Consider the following 22,145-nt stretch of genomic DNA (forward strand, 5'->3'; position numbering starts at 1 on the left):
CCGCCAAGCATGTCAAAACGGCAGCCGGATATCCGTCAGCCGCCAGCGAAGGCCTTGTCGGGTGAGCACGAACACCACCGGGTCGCCGTCATCGTCGTGGACGGTCGCGGTGAAACGCGACAGCGATTCGTAGTGATGCTCGGCGGCCTTCAGCGGTTCCGCCGGTACCGGCGGCGCATAGGTATCGCCACCGATCGTCTCGCCGATCGCGCGTTCCCACGTCGAGCGGCCCTGCAGGATGGCGGCGACCCCCATGGGCGTGACCAGCGTGTCCACGCCGCGTCCGAGCACCTCGTTGGCGAGGGACAATGCGGCCGCGCCGAACAGGTTGGACGCGACGTCCGGGCCGGCCTTGCGTGCGAGATAGTCCTCCACCTGCGCACGCAGGTTGACCCGCAGCGCGGGGAAATCCACGTGCTTCTGCAATCGGGAGGTGTCCTGTTCCGCGATCGCGGTACGGATGCCGTGCAGGGCGAGGTAAGGTCCGGCGATCACATAGATGGCCACCCCCAGCAGTATGGCCAGCAATGCGCCGCTCAGGAGCCACGTCTTCGTCGCAGAGCGCGTCATCGGCGAATCCTCCCGGTCAGAATTCGAGATCCAGCGCCGCGCACAGGTAGTCGACGAACGGCGCCAGCGTCTTGAGATCGCCGGCCAGCGTCTGCCTCAGGCGCGGGCCCGTCAGGGTGGTGTCGTCCAGCGAGCGCCAGAACACGAAGTTGCGGTGCTTCAGGTCCTCGATGAACTCGAAATCCGTCGGGAAGCCACGCGGCGCGCGGACCAGCTTTTCGCTTTCCTCGAAATCGAAGCGGCGCCGGAACGCCGGATCATGCGCGGCCTTCTTCCAACTGCCCGGATTGTCGAGGATGAACTGGCGGACGCGGCGCTGCGTGTCCGGTTCCGGGTGCCAGAGACCGGCGCCGACGAAGCACTCGCCCGGCTGCAGGTGCAGATAGAAGGACGGTGCGGGCACCTGCTTGTGGCGCTCGTGGTACAGGCGGGCGCCCTGCCACGACTTGTATGGCGACTTGTCGTTGGAAAAACGGGCATCGCGATAGATGCGGAACAGCGAACCGCCTACCGTCTTCGGATCGGAGCGGAAATGCAGGCTGACCGCCGCCAGGTCGGGCTGCAGGTCGGTCAGCAGGCGGAGGAACGGCTGGCGGACATGGGCTTCGTACTGCGCCTTGTGGTCGGCGAACCAGGTCTTGTCGTTGTGGCGCGCCAGCCCGCGCAGGAACTTGAAACTGGCATCGGAGAAGTAGGTGGCCATGGACGGCATTCTAGACAAGCCGGTGTCATGGGACCGACAAGGCTGTCCTCGACCTGCCGCTACAGCCCGGCCTCGAGCTCGGCGCGCCATTGCTGAAGCCGGTCGAGCAGCGCCAGCTTGTCGGCATTGCCGGCCTGGCCCCGGCGCAGTTCGGCGACTTCCGCATCGAACTGGTCGAAGCTGTATTCGGACAGGCCGCTGTCCATCGCCAGGCGCCGGCGACGGTAGTCGTCCCAGCGCTGGCGATCGTCGGCGCCGAGGGTCTCCGGCCAATTGCGCGCCCGGTAGCGGAACAGCAGTTCCGGCAGCCGCGCATCGCGGAAGCCGAAATCGCGTTGGCCCAGCAGCGCGGGCGGGGTGGTGCGCACATCGGTGAAGCGGCGCTTGTCGGCGTCGGCGAGGAATCCGTCGTACAACGAGCCGTCGACGTCGCCGGCTTCGTAGGTGCGTTCCCCGGCAAACACCCGGCGCACGGTCTCCGCCAGTACGGGGCCGGCGTCGCGCAGGATCGCGGCGTGGCGCTCGCAGCGCGCGGGGTCGATGCCCAGCCGGTCCATGTCCGCCGGCCGCAGGTGCGACCACGCGACCAGCGCCGGCGCGCGGTTCAGGTGGACTTCCTTCAGCGGGATCCGCTGCTCGCCTTCCGGAAGGTCGACGGCCGGCGTGTACAGCCGGTCCGCGATGTCGTCCGGCGACATCGTGAGCAGCGGCGTCGGGTCGCTGTCGAGGTCGAACACCACCATGCGGCTGTCGATGCGCGGGTGCCGGGCCAGCGGCAGCACCGGTGCGGCGCACAGCCGGTGCGCGGGATAGCGTTGCGATACATGCAGCACCGGCAACATGGCGGTCGTGTCCAGCAGGCGCGCGGCGAAGCGCTTGTCGCGCAGTTGCAGGGCGTAGTCCCACAGCCGCGGCTGCGCCTGCCGCATCAGGCGCGCCAGCCCGATGGTGGCGAAGACGTCCGACAGCGCCTCGTGCGCATCGCCGTCGCGCACGCGGTTGGCCAGCGCCAGATGCTCCAGTCTGAAAGACGTCGCGCCATCGTCGCGCTTCGGCCAGACGATGCCGTCCGGGCGCAGCGCATGCATCAGCCGCATCACGTCCAGCAGGTCCCAGCGCGAGTTGCCGCCGCGCCATTCGCGTTCGTAGGGCTCGTGGAAGTTGCGGAACAGGCCGTGCCGGACGAACTCGTCGTCGAAGCGCAGGCTGTTGTAGCCCAGCGTGCAGGTCTCGGGACGTCCCATCTCGTCGGCGATGCGGGCAAACGCCTCGGCCTCGTTGACGCCCTCGCGCAGCGCCTGCTGCGGCGTGATGCCGGTGATGAGCGTGGCGATGGGCGAGGGCAGCAGGTCATCCGCCGGCTTCACGAAAAAACTGACCGGCTCGTCGACCACCTCGAGCGCGGGCGTGGTGCGCACGGCGGCGAACTGCGCCAGACGGCTACGGCGAGGATCGGCGCCGAAGGTTTCCAGGTCGTAGAAGAGGAAACTCGCGCTCACGCCACCGCATCCTCCAGGATCGGCAGCAGCGCATGCACATCGGCATCGATCGCCGCCCAGTCGATGCCCTCGAGCGACGTGCGCCCGGCGGTATGGCGTACCAGCAGGTCGCGCTGCACGTGGCTGCGGTGCTGGGCCACGGCATACGGGATGCGCATGAAGCTGACCATCGCGTAGTGGGGCACGAAGCGCTGTGGATGGCGTTGCTGCAGCGCCAGTTCCAGCTCGCGCTGCAGCAGGAAGCCGCTATCGTCGACCTTGTCGCGCATTTCCACGTAGTTTTCCAGCGCCATTTCCTGGATGGCGAGCGCGTTCGGCTTGCGCTCGGCCTCGAACGCGGCGAACGCCTGCGCCAGGTCGGAGGACGCCTGCAGATGGTGCGCCAGCGAGACGCAGTCCTCGAAAGCGCAGTTCATCCCCTGGCCGTGGAACGGGACCATCGCGTGCGCCGCGTCGCCCAGCAGCACGGCCCGGTCGCCGAGATGCCAGCGGTCCAGGTAGAGCGTGGCAAGCAGCCCGGTGGGATTGGCGTCCCAGTCCCGTTCCAGCTCGGGAATCAGCGGCACCGCATCGGCGAAGTCGCGCAGGAACAGCGCCTTGGCCTCGCGTCCGTTGCGCACACTGGCAAAGCTCGGGTCGCCCTGGTTGGGCAGGAACAGGGTCACGGTGAAGGTGCGTTCGTCGTTCGGCAACGCGATGCACATGTAGTGTCCGCGCGGCCAGATGTGCAGCGCATTCGGTTCCATCATGAAGGCGCCGTCGGCCGAGGGCGGGATCTCCAGTTCCTTGTACGAATGGTCCAGGAATTCCGTGTGTTCGCCGAGTTCTTCCCGTTGCTGCATCGCGCCGCGCAGGGAAGAGCCGGCACCGTCGGTCCCGACCAGTGCGGTGAATCCGACGGGATGGAGGCCCCCTTGTCCGTCGGCGAAGCGGGCGATGCGGGCATCGAAGTCGACGGCGTCCAGTCGGCGGTCGAAATGGATCTTCGCGCCGGCTTCTTCGGCGAGGTCCAGCAGCGTGATGTTCAGGTCGCCGCGATGGATCGACCAGATGACCTCGGCGTCGTCGCGGCCGTAGCGTTGCAGCTGCAGCCGCCCATCGAGCGCGTGCACCATGCGGCCGCGCATCATCACGGCCTGCCGCATCACCGCATCGTCGGCATCGGCCATGCGCAGCGCATGGCGGCCGCGCTCGGTGAGCGCGAGGTTGATGGATCGGCCTCCCGCGTAGCCCTGCACGCGGGGGTCGCCGCGCTTTTCGAACACGTCCACCCGCCAGCCGGCGCGGGCCATCAGCGTGGCCAGCAGCGCACCGGCAAGACCGGCGCCGATGAGGGTGATGTGTCGAGGCGTCTCAGTGCCCAAGCGCGCGTCTCCCGATCAGAATCCCCGCCACGTCTCGACTTCCTCGACGAAGCGGTGGACATCCATGTAGCGGTTGTAGAGCGGGGCGGGCGAGATGCGGATCACGTCCGGTTCGCGCCAGTCGCCGACCGTGCCGACGGAGAGCAGGTATTCGAACAGTTCCCGCCCGCGCTCCCGGCCCCCGATCACCCGCAACGACAGTTGCGCGCCGCGCTGGGTCGTGTCGCTGGGCGTGATGATCTGCAGGACATCCGGGAGTCGTGCCTGGATCAGCGCTTCCAGCAGGCCGGTGATCTTCAGCGACTTGCTGCGGATCGCCTCCATGCCGCCGGCTTTCTCGAACAGTTCGAGCGACGCGCGCAGCGGCGCCAGGCCCAGGATCGGCGGATTGCTGAGCTGCCAGCCCTCGGCACCCGGCGTCGGCACGAACTCCGGCGCCATGCGGAAGCGGGTTTCCTTCTCGTGGCCCCACCAGCCCGCGAAGCGCGGACGGTCGGTGTGGGCGTGGCGCGCATGCACGAAGCAGCCCGCCACCGCACCCGGACCCGAGTTTAGGTACTTGTAGTGGCACCAGACCGCGAAATCGACCTCGCTGTCGTGCAGGCGCAACGGTATGTTGCCGACGGCGTGGGCCAGGTCGAAGCCGACCACCGCCCCCTGCGCATGCCCGAGGCGCGCGATCTCCGACAGGTCGAACGCCTGGCCGGTGCGGTACTGGATGCCGGGCCACAGCACCAGCGCCAGGCGCGGGCCATGCTCGGCGATGGCACGTTCGATCGCCGCCATCGACAGCGTGCCGTCGGGCTGGTCCGGCGCCACTTCGATCAGGTCGGTGGCGGGATCGAACCCATGGAAGCGCACCTGCGATTCCATCGCATGCCGGTCGGAGGGGAAGGCACCGGCTTCCATCAGGATCGCCGGCCGCTCTGCCGTGGGCCGGTAGAAGCTGACCATCATCAGATGCAGGTTGGTGGTCAGCGTGTTCATCGCCACCACCTCGGCCGGCTCGGCGCCGACCACCCGCGCCAGCGGCTCACGCACCAGCTCGTGGTACGTCATCCATTGCGCGTTGCCGGTGAAGTGGCCTTCGACGGCCTCGTTCGCCCACTTGTCCAGCACTTCGTTGAGATAGGTGCGTGCCCCCTTCGGCTGCAGGCCGAGCGAGTTGCCGCAGAAGTAGACCTGGTCGTTGTGCTTGTGGCGCGGGATCAGGAACTCGTTGCGGAGCGGACGCAGCGGGTCGGCGGCGTCGAGGGCGATGATGTGGGTGCGGGACAGCGGGTCGGTCATCGGGCTGGAGATGGTCGGTAGGTTGTGGGAGCGACATGAGTCGCGACCGTGGAGTGTCGGTGGAGATGACGCTGGATGGGCTGGTTTCCCACGAAAATACCGAGGGTCCTCGCAAGATCATGCCGTGCGGTCGCGACTGACGCCGCTCCTGCAGCGAGCACCCTCACAGGAACCTCGATGCCGACAGCCCCAGCCATTCCAGCGCGGTTCCGTGGTACAGGCGCGCCTGTTGCACCTCGTCCAGGCCCAGCGCGGCGATGCCGGCGCCCGGCTCCTGTTCGCCGAGCGGGAACGGGTAGTCGGTGCCGAGCATCACCCGCTCGTGGCCGACGGTGTCCAGCAGGTAACGCAGTGCGCGCGGATCGGCGACCCAGGAGTCGAAATAGACGCGGCCCAGGTAGTCGCGCGGGTTGCGCGGGTTATCGGTGGCGACGAGGTCCGGCCGCATGTTGAAGCCGTGTTCGATGCGGCCGATCGTGTAGGGAAAGCTGCCGCCTCCGTGCGCGAAGCACACCTTCAGCTGCGGCAGGCGCTCCAGCACGCCGCCGAAGATCAGGCTGCACGCGGCGCGCGACTGTTCCGCCGGCATGCCGACCAGCCAGGGCAGCCAGTACTTCTGCATCGAGGCCGCGCCCATCATGTCCCACGGGTGCACGAGGATCGCAGCCCCCAGTTCGCTGGCGGCCTGGAAGAAGTCGAACAGCTCCGGTGCGTCCAGGTTCCAGTCGTTGACGTGACTGCCGATCTGCACGCCCTGCAGGCCCAGCTGGTCCATGCAGCGCTCCAGTTCCTGCATCGCCAGGCGCGGCGACTGCAGCGGCACCGTCCCGATGCCGGCGTAGTGGCGCGGGTAGTCGCGGCAGGCCGCGGCGGTATGGTCGTTGAGCGCCTGGTGCAGTTCCAGTGCGTGATGCGGCTTGGCCCAGTAGCTGAACATCACCGGCACCGTGCTGATCACCTGTACCTGCACGCCGAACTGGGCATAGTCGGCGATGCGTTCTTCCGGGTCCCACGTCTTGGGCCAGATTTCGCGGAAGAACTTGCCGTCCTTGTAGATGCGGTGGCGCCCGTCGTCGCCATGGTGGATCACCGGAAAGCGCAGATCGCCGTACTTGGCCGCGAGGTCCGGCCAGTCGCGGGGCAGGAAGTGCGCATGGGTATCGATCTTCAGCATCGCAGGATTGTAGGGGTTGCCCGAAACGGATTCGCGCTGCAGTGCCGCGATGGGGAAAACGCAACCACCGCGTGCACCGTCATCGTTCCAGCGCGTCGGAGACGCGCTCGCAGGCCGCGACCAGGTCGTTGACCAGGCGCTGGTCCACTTCGACATGCCCCTCGTACTCGGCGAGGTTACGCAGGTCGTGCGCCTTGGCCAGCACGCGCCAGACATCGGGCCCGAGTCCTAGCGTATGCGGCAGCACCTGGAAGACGATGTAGCGGTGGCGCGCACGGAACCCCGCACGCCGCAGCGCCGCAAGGCTCAGCGCATGGGCCGCGTTGTACGCCAGGTCGAAGCGGCTCTCCAGCGACAGTGCGTCGTTGTGGGCATCGGCGAGCCGCGCCAGTCCCGAGCGAAGCAGGCCGGCAGTCTCTTTCCTGTCGGGTGGCTCAGGGCTGAGCGGTCCGCTGTGCGTGGCCAGTTTCTCAAGCGGCGAGGTCATCTTCGCCCCCGATCAGCCATTGCCTCGGCTGCTGCAGCACGCGGGTGACGAAGCTGTTGCCGGCCTGGCGGCGACGCTCCAGCTCGTCGCGGGTGTAGACGGTCGGATTGACCTGCCGGCCCAGCCGTTCGGCCACCGGATGCAGGGCCAGCATCACCTCGGCGTAGTCGAGATCGTCGGCGACCAGCATCAGGTCGATGTCGCTGCGACTGGTGTCGCTGCCCTTGGCGATGGAGCCGTACAGGAAGGCGGCATGGATGCGGTCGGCCAGCGGCGCGAGTGCCTCGCGCAGCGGCTCGGCCAAGCCGAAGGTCTTGCGGACGATCGACACCAGCTCGTCGTGTATCGGGGCGTCCGGATCGGCCCGGTAGCGCTTCTGGTTGCCGACGTGCTCCACGGTCAGCAGGCCGCTGCCCGCCAGGCGCGCCAGTTCGCGCTGGACGGCGCCGCTGCCGGCACCGGTCGCCTGGATCAGCTCGTTGACCGCGTAGCTGCGTCCCGACCCGCCAAACAGGCATGCCAGCACACGTTGCTGCGTGGTGGTGAACAAGGCCCCCGACAGGCTGGCGGTGGCATAGCGCGCGGCCGCTTCGCTGACCCTGCCGGATCGGGGGGTGTCGTTCATGCCCATATCGGGCACGATAATGCCCAGATTGGGCAAGTGCAAGCTCAGGTGATGTCGGCCCGCGAGTCCGCCTGCATCTCGTAGCGGCTCGGGCGCGGGTTCAGGTGGCCGCAGGCCTTGCAGGTACGCAGGTCATCGTTGCGGTAGAAGGCTTCGAACACGCGGAAGAAGTCCTGCTCGATGTCGTTGAGGTGGAAGTACTCCTCGTAGACCTTTTCGTTGCACCGCTCGCAGAACCACAGCAGGCCGTCGTCCTCGTGCGGCAGGCGCCTGCGTTCGATCACAAGCCCGACCGAGCCCGGCATGCGCTGCGGGGAGTGCGGCACGCGGGGCGGCAGCAGGAATATCTCGCCGGCGCGGATCGGGATGTCGCGCACGGCGCCCTCTTCCTGGATCCGCAGCACCATCTCGCCTTCCAGCTGGTAGAACCATTCCGGGCCTTCGTCCCAGTGGTAGTCGGTGCGCGCATTCGGTCCGCCCACCACCATGACGATGAAGTCACCGTCGTAGATCACCTTGTTGCCGACCGGGGGCTTGAGCAGGTGGCGGTGCTCGTCGATCCAGGCCTGGAAGTTCAGCGGGTTCGGCAGCATGTCAGCGGCGCTCCGGCACGTGCGCGACGCATTTCAGTTCGATGGCGATCGGGGTGGGAAGCGAACCGATGCCCAGCGTGGTCCGGCAAGGTGCCGTGGCCGGGTCGGGGAAATACTCCGCCCACACCGAGTTGTATCCCTTGAAATCATGGACCAGGTCGGTGAGGTACACGGTCACGTCCACCAAATCGTCCCAGCGTGCGCCGCTGGCCTGCAGTACCGCACGGACATTGGCAAAGACAGCCCGGCACTGCGCATCGATGTCGTAGCTCACCAAGCGCCCGTCCGCGTCGTGCACGTTGCCGACGATGGCGTTGGTCGCCGGATCGCGCGGACCGATGCCGGACAGGAACAGCAGGTCGCCCACGCGCCGCGCATGCGGATAGTGCCCGACGGGCTTCGGCGCGCCGGCGGCCTGCACCACGTCACTCATCGTGCTTGCCCTTGGGCGGCACGCCGGCGAGGGCGCGCTGGTAGGCGGGTTGCAGGTCGTCCGGGGCTGAGACGTCCATGCCGAGTTCGCGCACGCGGCCGTCGAACAGGCTGTAGACCCAGCCATGGATCGCCAGCGGCTGCCCGCGTGCCCAGGCGTCCTGCACCACGGTGGTCTGGCAGACGTTGAAGACCTGCTCGATGACGTTCAGTTCGCACAGGCGGGCATGGCGCAGGGACTCGGTGTCGACCTGCTCCAGCAGGTCGGCGTGCTTCATCGCCACGTCCGCCACGTGCCGCAGCCAGTTGTCGGCCAAGCCGACGCGCAGCCCGGTCATCGCCGCGTGCACGCCGCCGCACCCGTAGTGGCCGACCAGCAGGATGTGCTCGACCTTCAGGATGTCGACGGCGAACTGGACCACCGACAGTGCGTTGAGATCGCCGTGCGACATGACGTTGGCGATGTTGCGGTGGACGAATACCTCGCCGGGATCCAGGCCCAGGATCTGGTTCGCCGGCACGCGCGAATCGGAGCAGCCGATCCACAGGTAGCGCGGCGACTGTTGTTGCGACAGCCGCTTGAAGAAGCCGGGATCCTCCCGCTTGATGCGGTCGGCCCAGTCGCGATTGTTCTGCAGCAGTTTTTCGAGTTTGGAAAGGTCGGACATTCGGTTCGATGATCCTCAGCGTAGTGCCACGCAGACATTCTTGGGTTCGGTGAAGAAACGCATGGCCTCCACGCCGCCTTCGCGGCCCAGGCCGGACGCGCCGGTGCCGCCGAACGGCGTGCGCAGGTCGCGTGTCATCCAGGTGTTGATCCAGACGATGCCGGCGCGCAGCTGCGCGGCCAGGCGGTGGGCGCGGTCCAGGTCGCGCGTCCATACAGTCGCGGCCAGGCCGTAGTCGCCGGCGTTGGCGAGCGCCAGCGCGTGCGACTCGTTCTCGAAGGGCAGCAGGGTGACGACCGGACCGAAGATCTCTTCGCGGTTGGTGGTGGCCTCAGGCCCCAGCCCGTCGATCACTGTTGGTGCGATATACCAGCCCGGCCTGTCCAGTGCATGGCCGCCGGCGAGAACGCGGCCACCCTCGAGGCGGGCCCGCTGGATGCAGGCCAGGACCTTGTCGAACTGCACCTGCGAGGCCATCGCCCCCAGGCGCGTCGCCGGATCGTCCAGCGGTCCGGCGTGCAGGTCCCGCACGCGCTCGAGCAGCGCGTCGCGGAACTCGTCGTGGATCGCCTGTTGAACCAGCAAGCGCGAGCCGCACAGGCAGATCTGGCCGGCATTCTGGAATGCAGAGCGGAGCAGGGTATCCAGGTGCGCACGCCAGTCGCTGTTGGCGAACACCAGCGTCGCGTTCTTGCCCCCCAACTCCAGCGACACTTTCTTCAGCTGCGGCCCCGCCAGCCCGGCGATGCGCCGGCCCACCGCGGTGCTGCCGGTGAACGAGACGGCCTTGATGGCCGGATGCAGCACCAGCGGCTCGCCGACCGCAGCCCCGGTGCCGTGCACGATGTTCAGCACACCGGCGGGCAGGCCGATCTCCGCGGCGAGTTCGCCGAGCATCGTCGCGGTCGCCGGGGTGATCTCGGACGGTTTGGCCACGACCGTATTGCCGGCTGCCAGGGCGGGCGCGATCTTCCACGTGAACAGGTAGAGCGGCAGGTTCCACGGAGAAATCGCCGCCACTACGCCCAGCGGCTGTCGCAACGTGTAGTTCAGTCCGGCCTCGCCATGGTGCGATTCGCTGGCGAACTGCGTGGCCGCATGCGCAAAAAACCGCAGGTTGGCGATGGCGCGGGGAATCTCGATATCGCGGGCCAGCGACAGCGGCTTGCCGGTGTCGCGGGACTCGGCGGCGGCAAACACGTCGCGGCGTCGTTCCAGCGCGTCGGCCAGCGTCTCCAGCCACCGCGAGCGCTCGCTCGTGGTCAGGGCCGACCACGCGGGGTAGGCGGTTTCGGCGGCCTGTACCGCCAGCAGCACGTCGTTCTCGCTGCCATCGGCGACTTCGGCGTAGACCTCGCCCGTCGCGGGCTCGAACACCGCACGCCAGGCGCTGCCCGTGCGCGGTCCGCCTTCGATGAAGTGGCCGAAGCGTTCCATGCCCGTTAGCTTAACCCGGCTGGCGATCCCCCGTTCCTTCGGCTCAGATCGATTGCATCCGGCCGCCGTCGACCGCCAGGCTGACGCCCGAGATGTACGCGGCTGCCGGCGAAGCCAGGAACGCGATCGCGGCGGCGATCTCATCGGCCTCCGCGAACCGGCCGACGGGCACGGTGGCCAGCATGGTGGCGGTGACGGCGTCTCGCGATTGGCCCGTAGCCTGCACGCGATCGCGCAGGATCTGCTCCAGCCGCTGCGTACGCGTGTAGCCGGGCAACACATTGTTGACGGTGATGCCGTCGGCGCCCAGTTCCCGGGACAGGGTCTTGGCCCAGCTGGCAACGGCGCCGCGGACTGTGTTGGAGACGCCGAGGTTGGCGATGGGTTCCTTCACCGAGGTGGAGACGACGTTCACGATGCGGCCCCAGCGGGCTTCGCGCATGCCGGGGACCGCCAGCTGGGTGAGCACCTGGTTGGCCAGCAGGTGGCGCTGGAATGCAGCCAGGTAATCGTCGGGACCGGCCTCGATCGCGCGTCCACCCGGCGGACCGCCGGTGTTGTTGACGAGGATGTGCACCGGACGCTCGGCCGCGAGTCCGCCGACCTTCGCCTGCAGGGCCGCGGCATCGGCGACATCGACGGCGATGCTGTCGTGCTGCTGCGCATGGAATGTGCGGGGCAGGGCGGCGGCGACGTCCGCCAGCACCTCGGCACGTCGGGCAAGCAGGGTGACGCTCGCACCCAGCAGCGCGAGTTCATGGGCGGCCGCGCGGCCGATGCCTTCGGAGGCGCCGCACACCAAGGCGTGCCGGCCGGCGAGGTTGAGGTCCATGCGTCGTCCCAGCAGTGACAGGGGGGCGAGTGTAGCCCTGTGGGTATCGCGTGTGGGAGCGATGGGAATCGGGATACTGCACCTCACTCGCGAAGTGAATGGCCCCCCCCTTCGCGACTTACGTCGCCCCCACACCGTCACCCCGACGGGCCGAGCGCTCGCGCATCAGCCCCGACACCGCCACGTTGTCCTCGCCGCCCAGCCGCTGCAGGGCGGCGGCGGCGCCTTCGACGTTGGCGACCGGATGGTTCTGGCTGAGCTTGAATTTCAGTTCCACTCGCTCGACCGTGAAGCGGAAGCCGACGATGCCGCGCAACTGGCGGACATGGTCGTCATGGTCGTGTTCGAACCGCCAGTCATTGCCGACCCGTCCCTCGTTGATCTGGCTGAGGCGATCGACGATGGATGCCAGTTCGGCCGTTTGGTCGGTGGTTTCGAGTGCGCCATGCAGGTGGGCGACCGCATAGTTCCAGGTCGGCACGCGTGCGGCTTCCTCCTTGTCCGCATACCAGCCCGGCGACACGTAAGCATGCGGGCCATGGACGATCATCAGCGCGGGACCGGCATGGCGCGCCTGCGGATTCGGCTTTGCCCAGTGCCCCTCGATGACGATCCGATCCTCCTGGCGGTCGTAGAGCACCGGCAGATGGCTGACGGTCGGAGCGCCATCGGCGACAGTGACCAGGGTGACGAAGGCGTCACGCGCGATCAGCCGGTCCAGTTCGGCGAGATCGTCTTCGACGAACGCGCGCGGCGAGTACATGCGGTCAGGCGCGCGCGCCGAGCGACTGCACCATCTTCGGCACCAGCGCGGCATCGTCGTCGCCCCGCGGGGGCTGGATGCCCGCCAGCGAGAAGCCGCGTGCCAGCGCGTCGTCCTCGTCCAGCCCGTCGAAGGCCACGAACTCGGCATCGAACAACGCCGCGCGGGCACTGTCCTCGCTGTCGTAGGGCAGGGTGTTGCCGTCGCTGTCCAGCACTTCGGCCGTGCCGGCCTCCAGCACGCGGAGGCGTGCCCAGATCAGGGTGCGGCCCAGCGACGCCAGGTACCAGTCTTCGCGCAGGAACGGATTCATGCGAAGGCCTCCGCCCACAGCGCCAGCAGGCCGGCCATCGCCAGCCCGAACATGATGACGCACAGCGAAATGCGCGCCGGCGTGGCCAGCCCCGACAGCGACGTATCGGGGATGCGGCGATAGTCGCCGGACAGCAGCCAGCGCAATGCCACCGGCTTGAGAAAGGCGCCTTCGCCCCACTGCGCGCCCAGCGCCCCATGGCGGTCGCGCACGTGCACCAGCGTTAGCGGCCAGAAGATGACGAACGCACAGAAACCCGCGATGGCGACACCGACGAAGCACAGGGCGAAGAACAGGATCATCAGAACTCCGCGTTGCCGGGCGCGCGCGGGTAGGCGATGGCATCGCGGATGTTGCTCAACCCGCACACGTACACCACCAGGCGTTCGAAGCCCAGGCCGAAGCCGGCGTGCGGCACCGAACCATAGCGGCGGAAGTCGCGGTACCAGCCGTAATGCGCCGGATCCAGGCCGAACTGGGCCATGCGCGCATCCAGCACATCCAGGCGCTCTTCGCGCTGGCTGCCACCAATGATCTCGCCGATACCGGGCGCCAGCACGTCCATTGCGGCGACGGTCTTGCCGTCGTCGTTCAGGCGCATGTAGAAGGCCTTGAAGTGCTCGGGATAGTTGGTCACCACGACCGGGCGGCCGACATGTTGTTCGGTCAGCCAGCGCTCGTGTTCGGTCTGCAGATCCAGGCCCCATTCGACCGGGAACTCGAACTTCTGCCCCGACTTCTGCAGCAGCGAGATCGCATCGGTGTAGTCGATGCGCTCGAACGGCGAGTTGACGAAGGCTTCCAGGCGGGTCAGCGCGGTCGGCTCGACGCGCTCGGCGATGAACGCCAGATCGTCGGCACGCTCGCTGAGCACGGCGCGGAACAGGTACTTCAGGAAGTCCTCGGCCAGCTGCGCATTGGCGGCCAGGTCGTTGAACGCCACTTCCGGCTCGATCATCCAGAACTCGGCCAGGTGGCGGGTGGTGTTGCTGTTCTCGGCGCGGAAGGTGGGGCCGAAGGTGTAGACCTTGCTCATCGCCAGCGCATACGCCTCGGCGTTGAGCTGGCCGGACACGGTCAGGAAGGTCTCCTTGCCGAAGAAGTCGCGCGAGAAGTCCACCGCACCTTCCTTGTCGCGCGGCAGGTTGACCAGCTCCAGCGTCGACACGCGGAACATCTGGCCTGCACCTTCGGCATCGGAGGTGGTGATGATCGGCGTGCTGATCCAGAAGTAGCCGTTCTCGTGGAAGAACCGGTGCACGGCCTGCGCCAGCGAATTGCGGATGCGGGTGACCGCGCCGAACAGGTTGGTGCGCGGGCGCAGGTGGGCGAACTCTCGCAGGTATTCCAGCGAGTGCTGCTTGGGCTGCATCGGGTAGGTTAGGGGGTCTTCCACCCAGCCCACCACCTCGATCGCCGAGGCCTGGATCTCGAAGCTCTGGCCCTGGCCCTGCGAGGCCACCAGGGTGCCGGTGGCGACGACCGCGCAGCCCGTGGTCAGGTGCTTGATCTCGGATTCGTAGTTGGACAATGCCGCGGGCGCCACCACCTGGATCGGCGCGAAGCAGGATCCGTCGCTGACGTTGACGAAGGACAGGCCTGCCTTTGAGTCGCGCCGCGTGCGCACCCAGCCGCGCACCGTGACTTCGCCGCCGGCCGGGAGCTTGCCCGCCAGCGCATGTTCGACGCTTACCACCGTCATGGCTTGAATCCTTCGAAGACAGACTTATTAATGGAACGCGGAGTTTACAAGAGCTGCGCAGCCCTCGGCATGCTGAGGGCTATAATCCGTCGGCGTTGCGAAGGAGACACACATGGCCATCACCCTGACCCCGGTCGCACTCGAGCGCGTGCAGCGCTTCGTCGAGCAGACGCCGGCTGCCCTGGGCCTGCGCTTCGGCGTGACCCGCACCGGTTGTTCGGGCTGGGGACACGTGGCCGACCTGGCCCGCGACGAGCGCGAAGGCGATACCGTGTTCGAATTCGGCGGCGTGAGGATCTACGTGGATGCCACCAGCCTGCCGCTGGTCGATGGCACCGAAATCGACTTCGCCAAGCAGGGCCTGTCGGAGACCTTCATCTTCAGGAACCCCAACGCTGCGGCCGAGTGCGGCTGCGGCGAGAGCTTCACCACCACGGCCGACGCCGCCTGATTGCACGCAACGGCACGGCTTGCCCCTAAGTCGTTGACCTGCCATACTTTCCTGCTCCCGGAGGCCAGCCTGGCCGCCGGTTCCTCGCCCCACCGTGTCCATCCGGGCATCGGGGGGCTGTTCCGTCCGGCTGTTTTCGTGGCCGGACCCACATCCGAAAGGTAAAAACGATGCGTCACTATGAAGTCGTGTTCCTGGTCCATCCGGACCAGAGCGAGCAGGTGCCGGCCATGATCGAGCGCTACAAGGCGCTGATCGAGGGCGGCAACGGCACCATCCACCGTCTGGAAGACTGGGGCCGCCGCCAGCTGGCATACCCGATCCAGAACCTGGTGAAGGCCCACTACGTCCTGCTCAACATCGAAGCCGACCAGGCCGTGCTGAACGAGCTGGTCGAGAGCTTCCGCTTCAACGATGCGGTGCTGCGCAACCTGGTCATCAAGCGCGATGGCCCGGATACCGAGCAGTCCCTGATCATGAAGAACAAGGACGAGAAGGGCGACAAGCCCGAGCGTGGCGAGCGTCGCCGCCGTGACGACGACGAGGCCGGTACCGAAGCCTCGACCGATTCCGACACCGCCGAAGCCGCCTGAGGAGCACCCCCATGTCCAAGTTCTTCCGTCGTCGCAAGTTCTGCAAGTTCACCGCCGAAGGCGTGAAAGAGATCGACTACAAGGATCTCAACACCCTGCGCCAGTACCTGACTGAGAACGGCAAGATCGTGCCGAGCCGCGTCACCGGCACCAAGTCCCGTTACCAGCGCCAGCTGTCCGCCGCGGTCAAGCGCGCCCGTTTCCTGGCGCTGATCCCGTACACGGACAATCACGACGTGTAATCCAGGACCTCCCCGCACGGGGAGGTTCTTCTTTCCTACTGTCATTCGGACAGCCAATCGCTGCAGGCCAGCCTGCTAACGAATACGGAGCAATACGATGGAACTGATTCTTCTGCAGAAAGTGACCAACCTGGGCGTCCTGGGCGACAAGGTCAACGTGAAGCCGGGCTACGGCCGCAACTACCTGGTGCCGCAGGGCAAGGCCGTGCCGGCCACCTCCGCCAACGTCGCCGAGTTCGAAGCCAAGCGCGCCGAGTACGAAGCCAAGGCCAAGGCTGTCCATGACGACGCCGAAGCCCGCGCCGCGAAGCTGGATGGCGCCAGCGTCACGATCACCGCCAACGCCGCGACCGAAGGCAAGCTGTTCGGCTCGGTCGGCCCGCGCGACATCGCCGACGCCTTCACCGCCGCCGGCCTGCCGCTCGAGAAGAGCGAGGTCATCATGGGCGAAGGCGCGCTGCGCAACATCGGCGAGTACGACATCGTCGTCAAGCTGCACGCCGACGTGCAGACGACCGTCAAGGTCGTGGTGCAGGCCGAAGGCTGATCCACCCGCGCATCATCCGTGATGCCGACAGACGGGCGCCGAAAGGCGCCCGTCCTGTTTTGGGATTGGGAGTCTCGGATCCTGAGATGCCCACCGGTTATCCACACACTTATCTGCAACACCCCTGGGCATGGACTGCCTACCATGACCGGCCGTGCTGGCGCTCGCCCCGCATGCGCCGCAGGAGTTCGCCACGCCCATGTCAGCACGCACCAACTTTCGCCAGGATCCGCACGATTCGCGCATCGAACAACTGCGCGTGCCGCCGAACTCCATCGAGGCGGAACAGGCGGTGCTCGGTGGCCTCATGCTGGCGCCGGAAGCCTACGACCGCATCAACGACAAGCTGACGCCGAATGATTTCTACCGGCGCGATCATCAGCTGATTTACCGGGCCATCGGCGAACTGGCAGAAAGGAACCGTCCGTTCGACGCGGTGACGCTGGGCGAGTGGTTCGAATCGCAGGGCCAGATGGAACTCATCGCCGGCGGCGCCTACCTGGTCGAACTGGCCAGCACCACGCCGTCGGCCGCCAACATCACCGCGTATGCCGAGATCGTCCGCGACAAGGCGGTGATGCGGCAGCTGATCGAGGTCGGCACCGAGATCGTCAACGACGCCTTCCAGCCCGATGGCAAGGAAAGCGACGAGATGCTGGCCGTCGCCGAGCAGAAGGTGTTCGCCATCGCCGAACAGGGCGCGCGCGGACGCACCGACTTCGTGGCGATGAACGACGCGCTGAAGGATGCGTTCGAAGTCCTGCGCGTGCGGTCGGAGAGCGGCGGCACGGTCACCGGACTGCCGACCGGCTACACCGAATTCGACATGATGACGGCGGGCCTGCAGCCTACCGACCTGGTGATCCTGGCCGCGCGCCCGGCCATGGGCAAGACCACGTTCGCGCTGAACATCGCCGAATACGCCGCCATCAAGTCGAAGAAGGCCGTCGCGGTGTTCTCGATGGAAATGTCGGCCGGCCAGCTCGCCATGCGCCTGATTTCCTCCGTGGGGCGCATCAACGCGACGCGCCTGCGCACCGGCCAGTTGGAGGATGAGGACTGGAGCCGCGTGACCAGCGCGATCCGCATCCTCAAGGACCAGGCCAAGGTCTTCATCGACGATACGCCGGGCCTGTCGCCGGACGTGTTGCGATCGAAGGCGCGCCGGCTGAAGCGCGAGCACGACCTCGGCCTCATCGTCATCGACTATCTGCAGCTGATGTCGGTACCCGGCAACAACGAGAACCGCGCCACCGAGATTTCCGAGATCTCGCGCTCGCTGAAGGGCCTGGCGAAGGAGCTCAACGTCCCGGTGATCGCGCTGTCGCAGCTCAACCGCTCGCTGGAAACGCGTACCGACAAGCGCCCGGTAATGGCCGACCTGCGCGAATCCGGCGCCATCGAGCAGGACGCCGACATGATCGTCTTCATCTACCGCGACGATTACTACAACAAGGAAACCTCGCCGGACAAAGGCCTGGCCGAGATCATCATCGGCAAGCAGCGTTCGGGTCCGACGGGTTCGTGCAAGCTGCGGTTCTTCGGCGAATACACGCGTTTCGACAACCTGAGCCACGACAATATCGGTGCGTTCGAATAGCCGCCGCTGCGGTCCTAAGCCCGGCGCCGCTACAATCGCGGCATGCCAGGACCTGAATTCCCCGACGTGACGGTTCCCGCGGCCGCCCTCCGCCCGGAAGCCAACGACCGACCCACGCGCATCCGCGTGGACCTGGCGGCGATCGGCCACAATTTCCGCGCGCTGCAGGCGCATGCCGGGGCGCCGGTGATGGGCATCGTCAAGGCGAACGCCTACGGGCACGGGCTGGTGCCCGTGGCACTACAGCTGCAGTCCGAGGGCATCGGACAACTTGGTGTTGCGCTGGTCGAGGAAGGCCTGGTCCTGCGGCGTGCAGGCGTGACTGTGCCGATCCTCGTGATGGGGGGAATCCATGCGCCGCAGGTCAGCCAGTTCCTGGCGTGCGATCTGGAAGTGACGGTCTCGTCGATCGCCAAGCTGCGGCAGGTCGAGGCGGCCGCGGAGGCAACCGGGTGCAGGGCGGTAGTGCACCTGAAGATCGATACCGGCATGGAGCGCATCGGCGTGCACAGCGAGAACGCCGGCGGCTTCATCGAGGCCGCCGTGGCGTCGCCCTGGTGCACCGTGAAGGGCATCTACTCGCATCTGGCGTGCGCGGACGATCCCGCCTCGCCGATGACGCGCGAGCAGTTGCAGCGCTTCCTGCACGCGTGCGGACACTTCGACAGGATCGGTGCGCCGATGCCGATCCGGCACCTCGCCAACTCCGGCGGCGTGCTGCACTTTCCCGAGACCTGCCTGGACATGGTGCGACCCGGCATCGCGCTGTACGGCGTGATGCCCGATCCCGCCTCGCGGCCGACGGTGGCGCTGCGACCGGCGCTGTCGCTGGTCTCGAAAGTCGTTTACTTCAAGGTGGTCAGGGCGGGTCGGACAGTCAGTTACGGCGCCACATGGACGGCCACGAGCGACACGCGCGTGGTCACCGTGCCGATAGGGTATGGCGACGGTTATCCGCGCTCGCTGTCGTCGCGTGGCGAGGTCCTGGTGCGGGGCGAGCGCCATCCGATCATCGGTCGCGTCTGCATGGACCAGTTCATGGTCGATCTGGGCCCGGGCGGGAGCGCCTACAACGAAGACGAAGTGGTGCTGATCGGCCGGCAAGGCGCCGAAACCATCCCGTGCGAAGCGGTGGCGCAGGCGGCGGGGACGATCCCCTACGAAATCCTCACCGGACTCAATGCCCGCATTCCGCGCGAGTACGGGAACACTGCATCCGCTGCCGGGCCCGTTGCGTAGACGCTGCTGCCCTTCCCAGCGATCCGACTGCATGCCCAACGCCATCGTCTGGTTCCGCCATGACCTGCGCCTGGACGACAACCCGGCCCTGCGGGCTGCGGTGGAGGAGGGGTTCACCCCGATTCCGGTTTACGTGCATGCCCCCGCCGAGGAGGGCGAATGGCCACCGGGTGCCGCCTCGCAGGCGTGGTTGCATCACGCCTTGATGGCGCTCGATGGCGATCTGCGTCGGCGCGGTTCCCGCCTGGTGATCCGGCAGGGACCCAGCGAGCAGGTGCTGCACGACCTCGTCGCGGCATCCGGCGCAACCGCCGTGTTCTGGAACCGGAAGTACGAACCTGCCACGCAGCCGCGCGACGCTGCGATAAAGAAGGCCTTGCGTGAGCAGGGCCTGCAGGCCGAAAGCTTCAACGGCAGCCTGCTGATCGAACCCTGGGACATCGCGACCCAGCAGGGCCAGCCGTACAAGGTATTCACGCCCTTCTGGCGGACGGCACTCACCTTGTGGCGCATGCCCGCCCTGTGGAATGCGCCCTCACGGTTGCCGTCCTTCGACGATGGGCCCGGCGGCGACCCGCTGGATGCCTTGCGGCTCACGCCGCGGCGGGGATGGGATGCGGGCTTCTGGGACGTCTGGACGCCCGGCGAGGCCGGCGCGCGCGACGCACTGGACGTCTTCATCGACGGAGCGCTCAACGGCTACCGCAGCGACCGCGACCGGCCGGACCGTGTCGGTACCTCGCGCCTGTCGCCCCATCTGCACTTCGGCGAGATCGCACCCTGGCGCATCGTGGCGGAGCTGGAGCGCGTGCGTACCGCCGCCAACAGCGCGGACATGGACGGTTACATCCGTGAGCTGGGCTGGCGCGAGTTCGCTTACCACCTGCTGCACCACTTCCCGCATACCACCACCCAGAACCTCAATCCCCGCTTCGCACACTTTGATTGGGCGAAGGTCGATGCGCGCGCCCTCGATGCCTGGCAGCGGGGCCGCACCGGCGTGCCGATCATCGATGCCGGCCTGCGGGAGCTATGGGCCACCGGCTACATGCACAACCGCGTGCGCATGATCGTGGCCAGCTATCTCACCAAGCACCTGCGCTACCACTGGCTGCACGGGGCGCGCTGGTTCTGGGACACGCTGGTCGACGCGGACCTGGCCAACAACACGCTGGGCTGGCAATGGACGGCCGGGACCGGTGCCGACGCCGCCCCGTATTTCCGCGTGTTCAATCCGGTGACGCAGGCGGAGAAGTTCGATCCAAAGGGAAGCTACATCGCCCGATGGGTGCCGGAACTGGCCGACATCCCCGTACCTGCGCGCTTCGCGCCGTGGCAGACCCCCGAGTTGCTGGCCAAGCGCGGCCGCGGGTACCCGCGCCATCCCATCGTGGACCTGGCCGCCGGGCGCGACGGCGCACTGGCTGCATACCGCAAGACCGGTGACTGAGCCGCGTTGACGCCTTTCGCCGCCGCATGCTTCACTCGGCGCGGGAGAGGAGGGCACGCATGGCCACGAAAAAGGCGTCGGCGAAGCCGCGTCGCGAGCCGATGTCGCGGGTGGACACCGCCTGGTTGCGGATGTGCCGGCCGACAAATCCGATGATGATCACCGGCGTGCTTATGTTCGATGAGCCGATGACACTGGATCGGCTGAAGCAGGTAATCAAGAAGCGCTTCCTCGCCTATCCGCGCTTCCTGCAGAAGGCGGTCGATACGCCTGCAGGCGCTTCGTGGCTGACCGACCCGGACTTCGATCTCGACTGGCACGTGCGCATTTCGGCCCTGCCGGGTCGGCACGATCCGAAGTCGGAGAAGAAGGCCCTCGAGCGCTTCACCAGCCAGATGGCATCGACGCCGCTCGACAAGACCAAACCGCTCTGGCAGTTCCACCTGATCGAGCGCTACGGCACCGGCTCCGCACTGGTGGCCCGCATCCATCACAGCTACGCCGATGGCATCGCGCTGGTGCAGGTGCTGTTGTCGCTCACCGATACCAGCCGCAAGCCCGACACGGGCAAGGACCTGCGTTCGGCCTGGCTGAAGAAGGACGGCGCGGAGGTCGTGCGCCGCGTCGGCGCCATCGACCGTTACGTGCAGATCGGCGGCAAGGTGCTGGGCAAGGGCATGGAGATGATGCAGGACCCGACGCTGGCGACCATGCTGGCGAAGGAGGGCGGCGAGATCGGTCGCGAGCTGCTGCATGCGCTGTCGCTGTCTGACGATCCACCCACGCTGCTGCGCGGCAAGCTTGGCGTCAGCAAGCGGGTCGCGTGGGCGGAACCGCTGGACCTGGAGGAAGTGAAGGCGGTCGGGCGCGCCTGCGACTGCACGGTCAACGACGTATTGATGGCGGCCGCCGCCGGCGCCCTGCGCAGCTACATGCTGGAGCGCGGCGAACAGCTCGATGGCGTCACCCTGCGCGCCACCGTACCGGTGAACCTGCGTCCGCTGGAGCACGCCCGCAAGCTGGGCAACCACTTCGGCCTGGTGTTCCTGGACCTGCCCGTGGGCGAGGACAACCCGATCCGCCGTCTCGAGCGGGTCGCCGAGTGCATGCGCGACCTCAAGAATTCACGGCAAGCCATTGTTGCCTTTGGCCTTCTTGCGGCACTGGGCATGGCGCCGGCGGCCATTCAGGGCGTGGCGCTCGAGTTGTTCTCGCGCAAGGCAACGGCCGTGGCGACCAATGTGCCCGGCCCGCAGCAGCCGTTGTACATGGGGGGCGCTCGCCTGCGGGACATGATGTTCTGGGTGCCGCAGACGGGGTCCATCGGTCTGGGCATTTCGATCCTGAGCTACAACGGCCGGGTGCATTTCGGGCTGATCGCCGATGCCAAGCTGATTCCGGACCCCGATGCGGTCATCCGCCGATTCGGTCCGGAATTCGACAAGCTGCTCTATCTGTCGTTGATGGGGGACTGGGAGCAGACGCTGGATGCCCCGGCGGCCCAGGCGTTGGTCGACTGATCCCCGCCGGCACCTGAATGAACAGGGCGCAAATCGCGTGATGTAAACATT

Annotated in this window: 25 protein-coding genes; 8 read left to right on the top strand and 17 right to left on the bottom strand. The window is 67.2% G+C overall.

Annotated features, from left to right (window positions below; translation table 11 throughout):
* Positions 1-12: 12 nt before the first annotated feature.
* From ACSQ19_RS15750 to asnS, 17 genes are all read right to left on the bottom strand, one after another.
* Complete coding sequence (locus ACSQ19_RS15750) at positions 13-570, bottom strand: DUF2939 domain-containing protein (RefSeq protein ID WP_435998266.1); 558 nt, start codon at positions 568-570, stop codon at positions 13-15.
* A 16-nt stretch (positions 571-586) separates the two neighbouring features.
* Entirely contained in the window at positions 587-1,273 is a 687-nt protein-coding gene (locus tag ACSQ19_RS15755; RefSeq protein ID WP_299342430.1) for a DUF2461 domain-containing protein, read from the bottom strand.
* Positions 1,274-1,332: 59 nt separating this feature from the next.
* A complete protein-coding gene (gene sbcB / locus ACSQ19_RS15760; RefSeq protein WP_435998269.1) occupies positions 1,333-2,772 on the bottom strand; it encodes an exodeoxyribonuclease I in 1,440 nt (479 codons plus the stop codon).
* Positions 2,769-4,136: an FAD-dependent oxidoreductase gene (locus tag ACSQ19_RS15765; RefSeq protein ID WP_435998271.1), complete on the bottom strand. Its 1,368-nt coding sequence runs from the start codon at positions 4,134-4,136 to the stop codon at positions 2,769-2,771. The genes sbcB and ACSQ19_RS15765 overlap by 4 nt, the downstream gene beginning before the upstream one ends.
* Before the next feature lie 15 nt (positions 4,137-4,151).
* The gene (gene kynU, locus ACSQ19_RS15770) at positions 4,152-5,426 is read right to left on the bottom strand and encodes a kynureninase (protein WP_435998273.1); all 1,275 of its coding nucleotides are present in this window, start codon (positions 5,424-5,426) and stop codon (positions 4,152-4,154) included.
* A gap of 163 nt (positions 5,427-5,589) precedes the next feature.
* Positions 5,590-6,600, bottom strand: coding sequence for an amidohydrolase family protein (locus ACSQ19_RS15775; protein WP_435998275.1), 1,011 nt, complete (start codon positions 6,598-6,600; stop codon positions 5,590-5,592).
* A 79-nt stretch (positions 6,601-6,679) separates the two neighbouring features.
* Positions 6,680-7,087 carry a hypothetical protein gene (locus ACSQ19_RS15780; RefSeq protein WP_299342440.1) on the bottom strand — a complete coding sequence of 136 codons (408 nt, stop codon included), beginning with the start codon at positions 7,085-7,087 and terminating at the stop codon, positions 6,680-6,682.
* Positions 7,071-7,712, bottom strand: coding sequence for a nucleotidyltransferase domain-containing protein (locus tag ACSQ19_RS15785; protein ID WP_435998277.1), 642 nt, complete (start codon positions 7,710-7,712; stop codon positions 7,071-7,073). Before ACSQ19_RS15785 ends, ACSQ19_RS15780 begins: the two co-directional genes overlap by 17 nt.
* A 44-nt stretch (positions 7,713-7,756) precedes the next feature.
* Complete coding sequence (locus ACSQ19_RS15790; RefSeq protein WP_435998279.1) at positions 7,757-8,305, bottom strand: 3-hydroxyanthranilate 3,4-dioxygenase; 549 nt, start codon at positions 8,303-8,305, stop codon at positions 7,757-7,759.
* A 1-nt stretch (position 8,306) separates the two neighbouring features.
* Positions 8,307-8,738, bottom strand: coding sequence for a RidA family protein (locus tag ACSQ19_RS15795; RefSeq protein WP_296279948.1), 432 nt, complete (start codon positions 8,736-8,738; stop codon positions 8,307-8,309).
* Entirely contained in the window at positions 8,731-9,405 is a 675-nt protein-coding gene (gene can, locus ACSQ19_RS15800; protein ID WP_435998281.1) for a carbonate dehydratase, read from the bottom strand. Before can ends, ACSQ19_RS15795 begins: the two co-directional genes overlap by 8 nt.
* 15 nt (positions 9,406-9,420) lie before the next feature.
* The gene (locus ACSQ19_RS15805) at positions 9,421-10,842 is read right to left on the bottom strand and encodes an aldehyde dehydrogenase (protein WP_435998283.1); all 1,422 of its coding nucleotides are present in this window, start codon (positions 10,840-10,842) and stop codon (positions 9,421-9,423) included.
* A 43-nt stretch (positions 10,843-10,885) separates the two neighbouring features.
* On the bottom strand, positions 10,886-11,674 hold the full coding sequence (locus tag ACSQ19_RS15810; RefSeq protein WP_435998285.1) for an SDR family oxidoreductase: 789 nt from the start codon (positions 11,672-11,674) through the stop codon (positions 10,886-10,888).
* A gap of 118 nt (positions 11,675-11,792) precedes the next feature.
* The gene (locus ACSQ19_RS15815) at positions 11,793-12,437 is read right to left on the bottom strand and encodes an FMN-binding negative transcriptional regulator (protein ID WP_435998287.1); all 645 of its coding nucleotides are present in this window, start codon (positions 12,435-12,437) and stop codon (positions 11,793-11,795) included.
* A gap of 4 nt (positions 12,438-12,441) precedes the next feature.
* A complete protein-coding gene (locus tag ACSQ19_RS15820) occupies positions 12,442-12,750 on the bottom strand; it encodes a hypothetical protein (protein ID WP_435998289.1) in 309 nt (102 codons plus the stop codon).
* The gene (locus tag ACSQ19_RS15825; RefSeq protein WP_296280728.1) at positions 12,747-13,052 is read right to left on the bottom strand and encodes a hypothetical protein; all 306 of its coding nucleotides are present in this window, start codon (positions 13,050-13,052) and stop codon (positions 12,747-12,749) included. Before ACSQ19_RS15825 ends, ACSQ19_RS15820 begins: the two co-directional genes overlap by 4 nt.
* Positions 13,052-14,452, bottom strand: coding sequence for an asparagine--tRNA ligase (asnS, locus tag ACSQ19_RS15830; RefSeq protein ID WP_435998291.1), 1,401 nt, complete (start codon positions 14,450-14,452; stop codon positions 13,052-13,054). The genes ACSQ19_RS15825 and asnS overlap by 1 nt, the downstream gene beginning before the upstream one ends.
* Before the next feature lie 112 nt (positions 14,453-14,564).
* Between asnS and ACSQ19_RS15835 the strand changes: the two genes are divergently transcribed.
* From ACSQ19_RS15835 to ACSQ19_RS15870, 8 genes are all read left to right on the top strand, one after another.
* Positions 14,565-14,903: a HesB/IscA family protein gene (locus ACSQ19_RS15835; protein WP_296280726.1), complete on the top strand. Its 339-nt coding sequence runs from the start codon at positions 14,565-14,567 to the stop codon at positions 14,901-14,903.
* Between the two features lie 170 nt (positions 14,904-15,073).
* Entirely contained in the window at positions 15,074-15,496 is a 423-nt protein-coding gene (gene rpsF, locus ACSQ19_RS15840; protein WP_296280725.1) for a 30S ribosomal protein S6, read from the top strand.
* An 11-nt stretch (positions 15,497-15,507) separates the two neighbouring features.
* Positions 15,508-15,738, top strand: coding sequence for a 30S ribosomal protein S18 (rpsR, locus tag ACSQ19_RS15845; RefSeq protein WP_056880329.1), 231 nt, complete (start codon positions 15,508-15,510; stop codon positions 15,736-15,738).
* A gap of 97 nt (positions 15,739-15,835) precedes the next feature.
* Positions 15,836-16,285 (top strand): 50S ribosomal protein L9, encoded by a 450-nt coding sequence (gene rplI, locus ACSQ19_RS15850; RefSeq protein WP_435998294.1) that lies wholly within the window; start codon positions 15,836-15,838, stop codon positions 16,283-16,285.
* Between the two features lie 199 nt (positions 16,286-16,484).
* Complete coding sequence (locus ACSQ19_RS15855; protein ID WP_296280738.1) at positions 16,485-17,885, top strand: replicative DNA helicase; 1,401 nt, start codon at positions 16,485-16,487, stop codon at positions 17,883-17,885.
* A gap of 42 nt (positions 17,886-17,927) precedes the next feature.
* Positions 17,928-19,124 (top strand): alanine racemase, encoded by a 1,197-nt coding sequence (alr, locus tag ACSQ19_RS15860; RefSeq protein WP_435998296.1) that lies wholly within the window; start codon positions 17,928-17,930, stop codon positions 19,122-19,124.
* A 31-nt stretch (positions 19,125-19,155) separates the two neighbouring features.
* Positions 19,156-20,574, top strand: a complete 1,419-nt coding sequence (locus ACSQ19_RS15865) for a cryptochrome/photolyase family protein (RefSeq protein ID WP_435998298.1) — start codon at positions 19,156-19,158, stop codon at positions 20,572-20,574.
* Between the two features lie 59 nt (positions 20,575-20,633).
* The gene (locus tag ACSQ19_RS15870) at positions 20,634-22,094 is read left to right on the top strand and encodes a WS/DGAT/MGAT family O-acyltransferase (protein WP_435998300.1); all 1,461 of its coding nucleotides are present in this window, start codon (positions 20,634-20,636) and stop codon (positions 22,092-22,094) included.
* Positions 22,095-22,145: the final 51 nt, after the last annotated feature.

The sequence above is a fragment of the Pseudoxanthomonas sp. LjRoot127 genome, assembly GCF_964253495.1.
Classification (GTDB): domain Bacteria; phylum Pseudomonadota; class Gammaproteobacteria; order Xanthomonadales; family Xanthomonadaceae; genus Pseudoxanthomonas_A.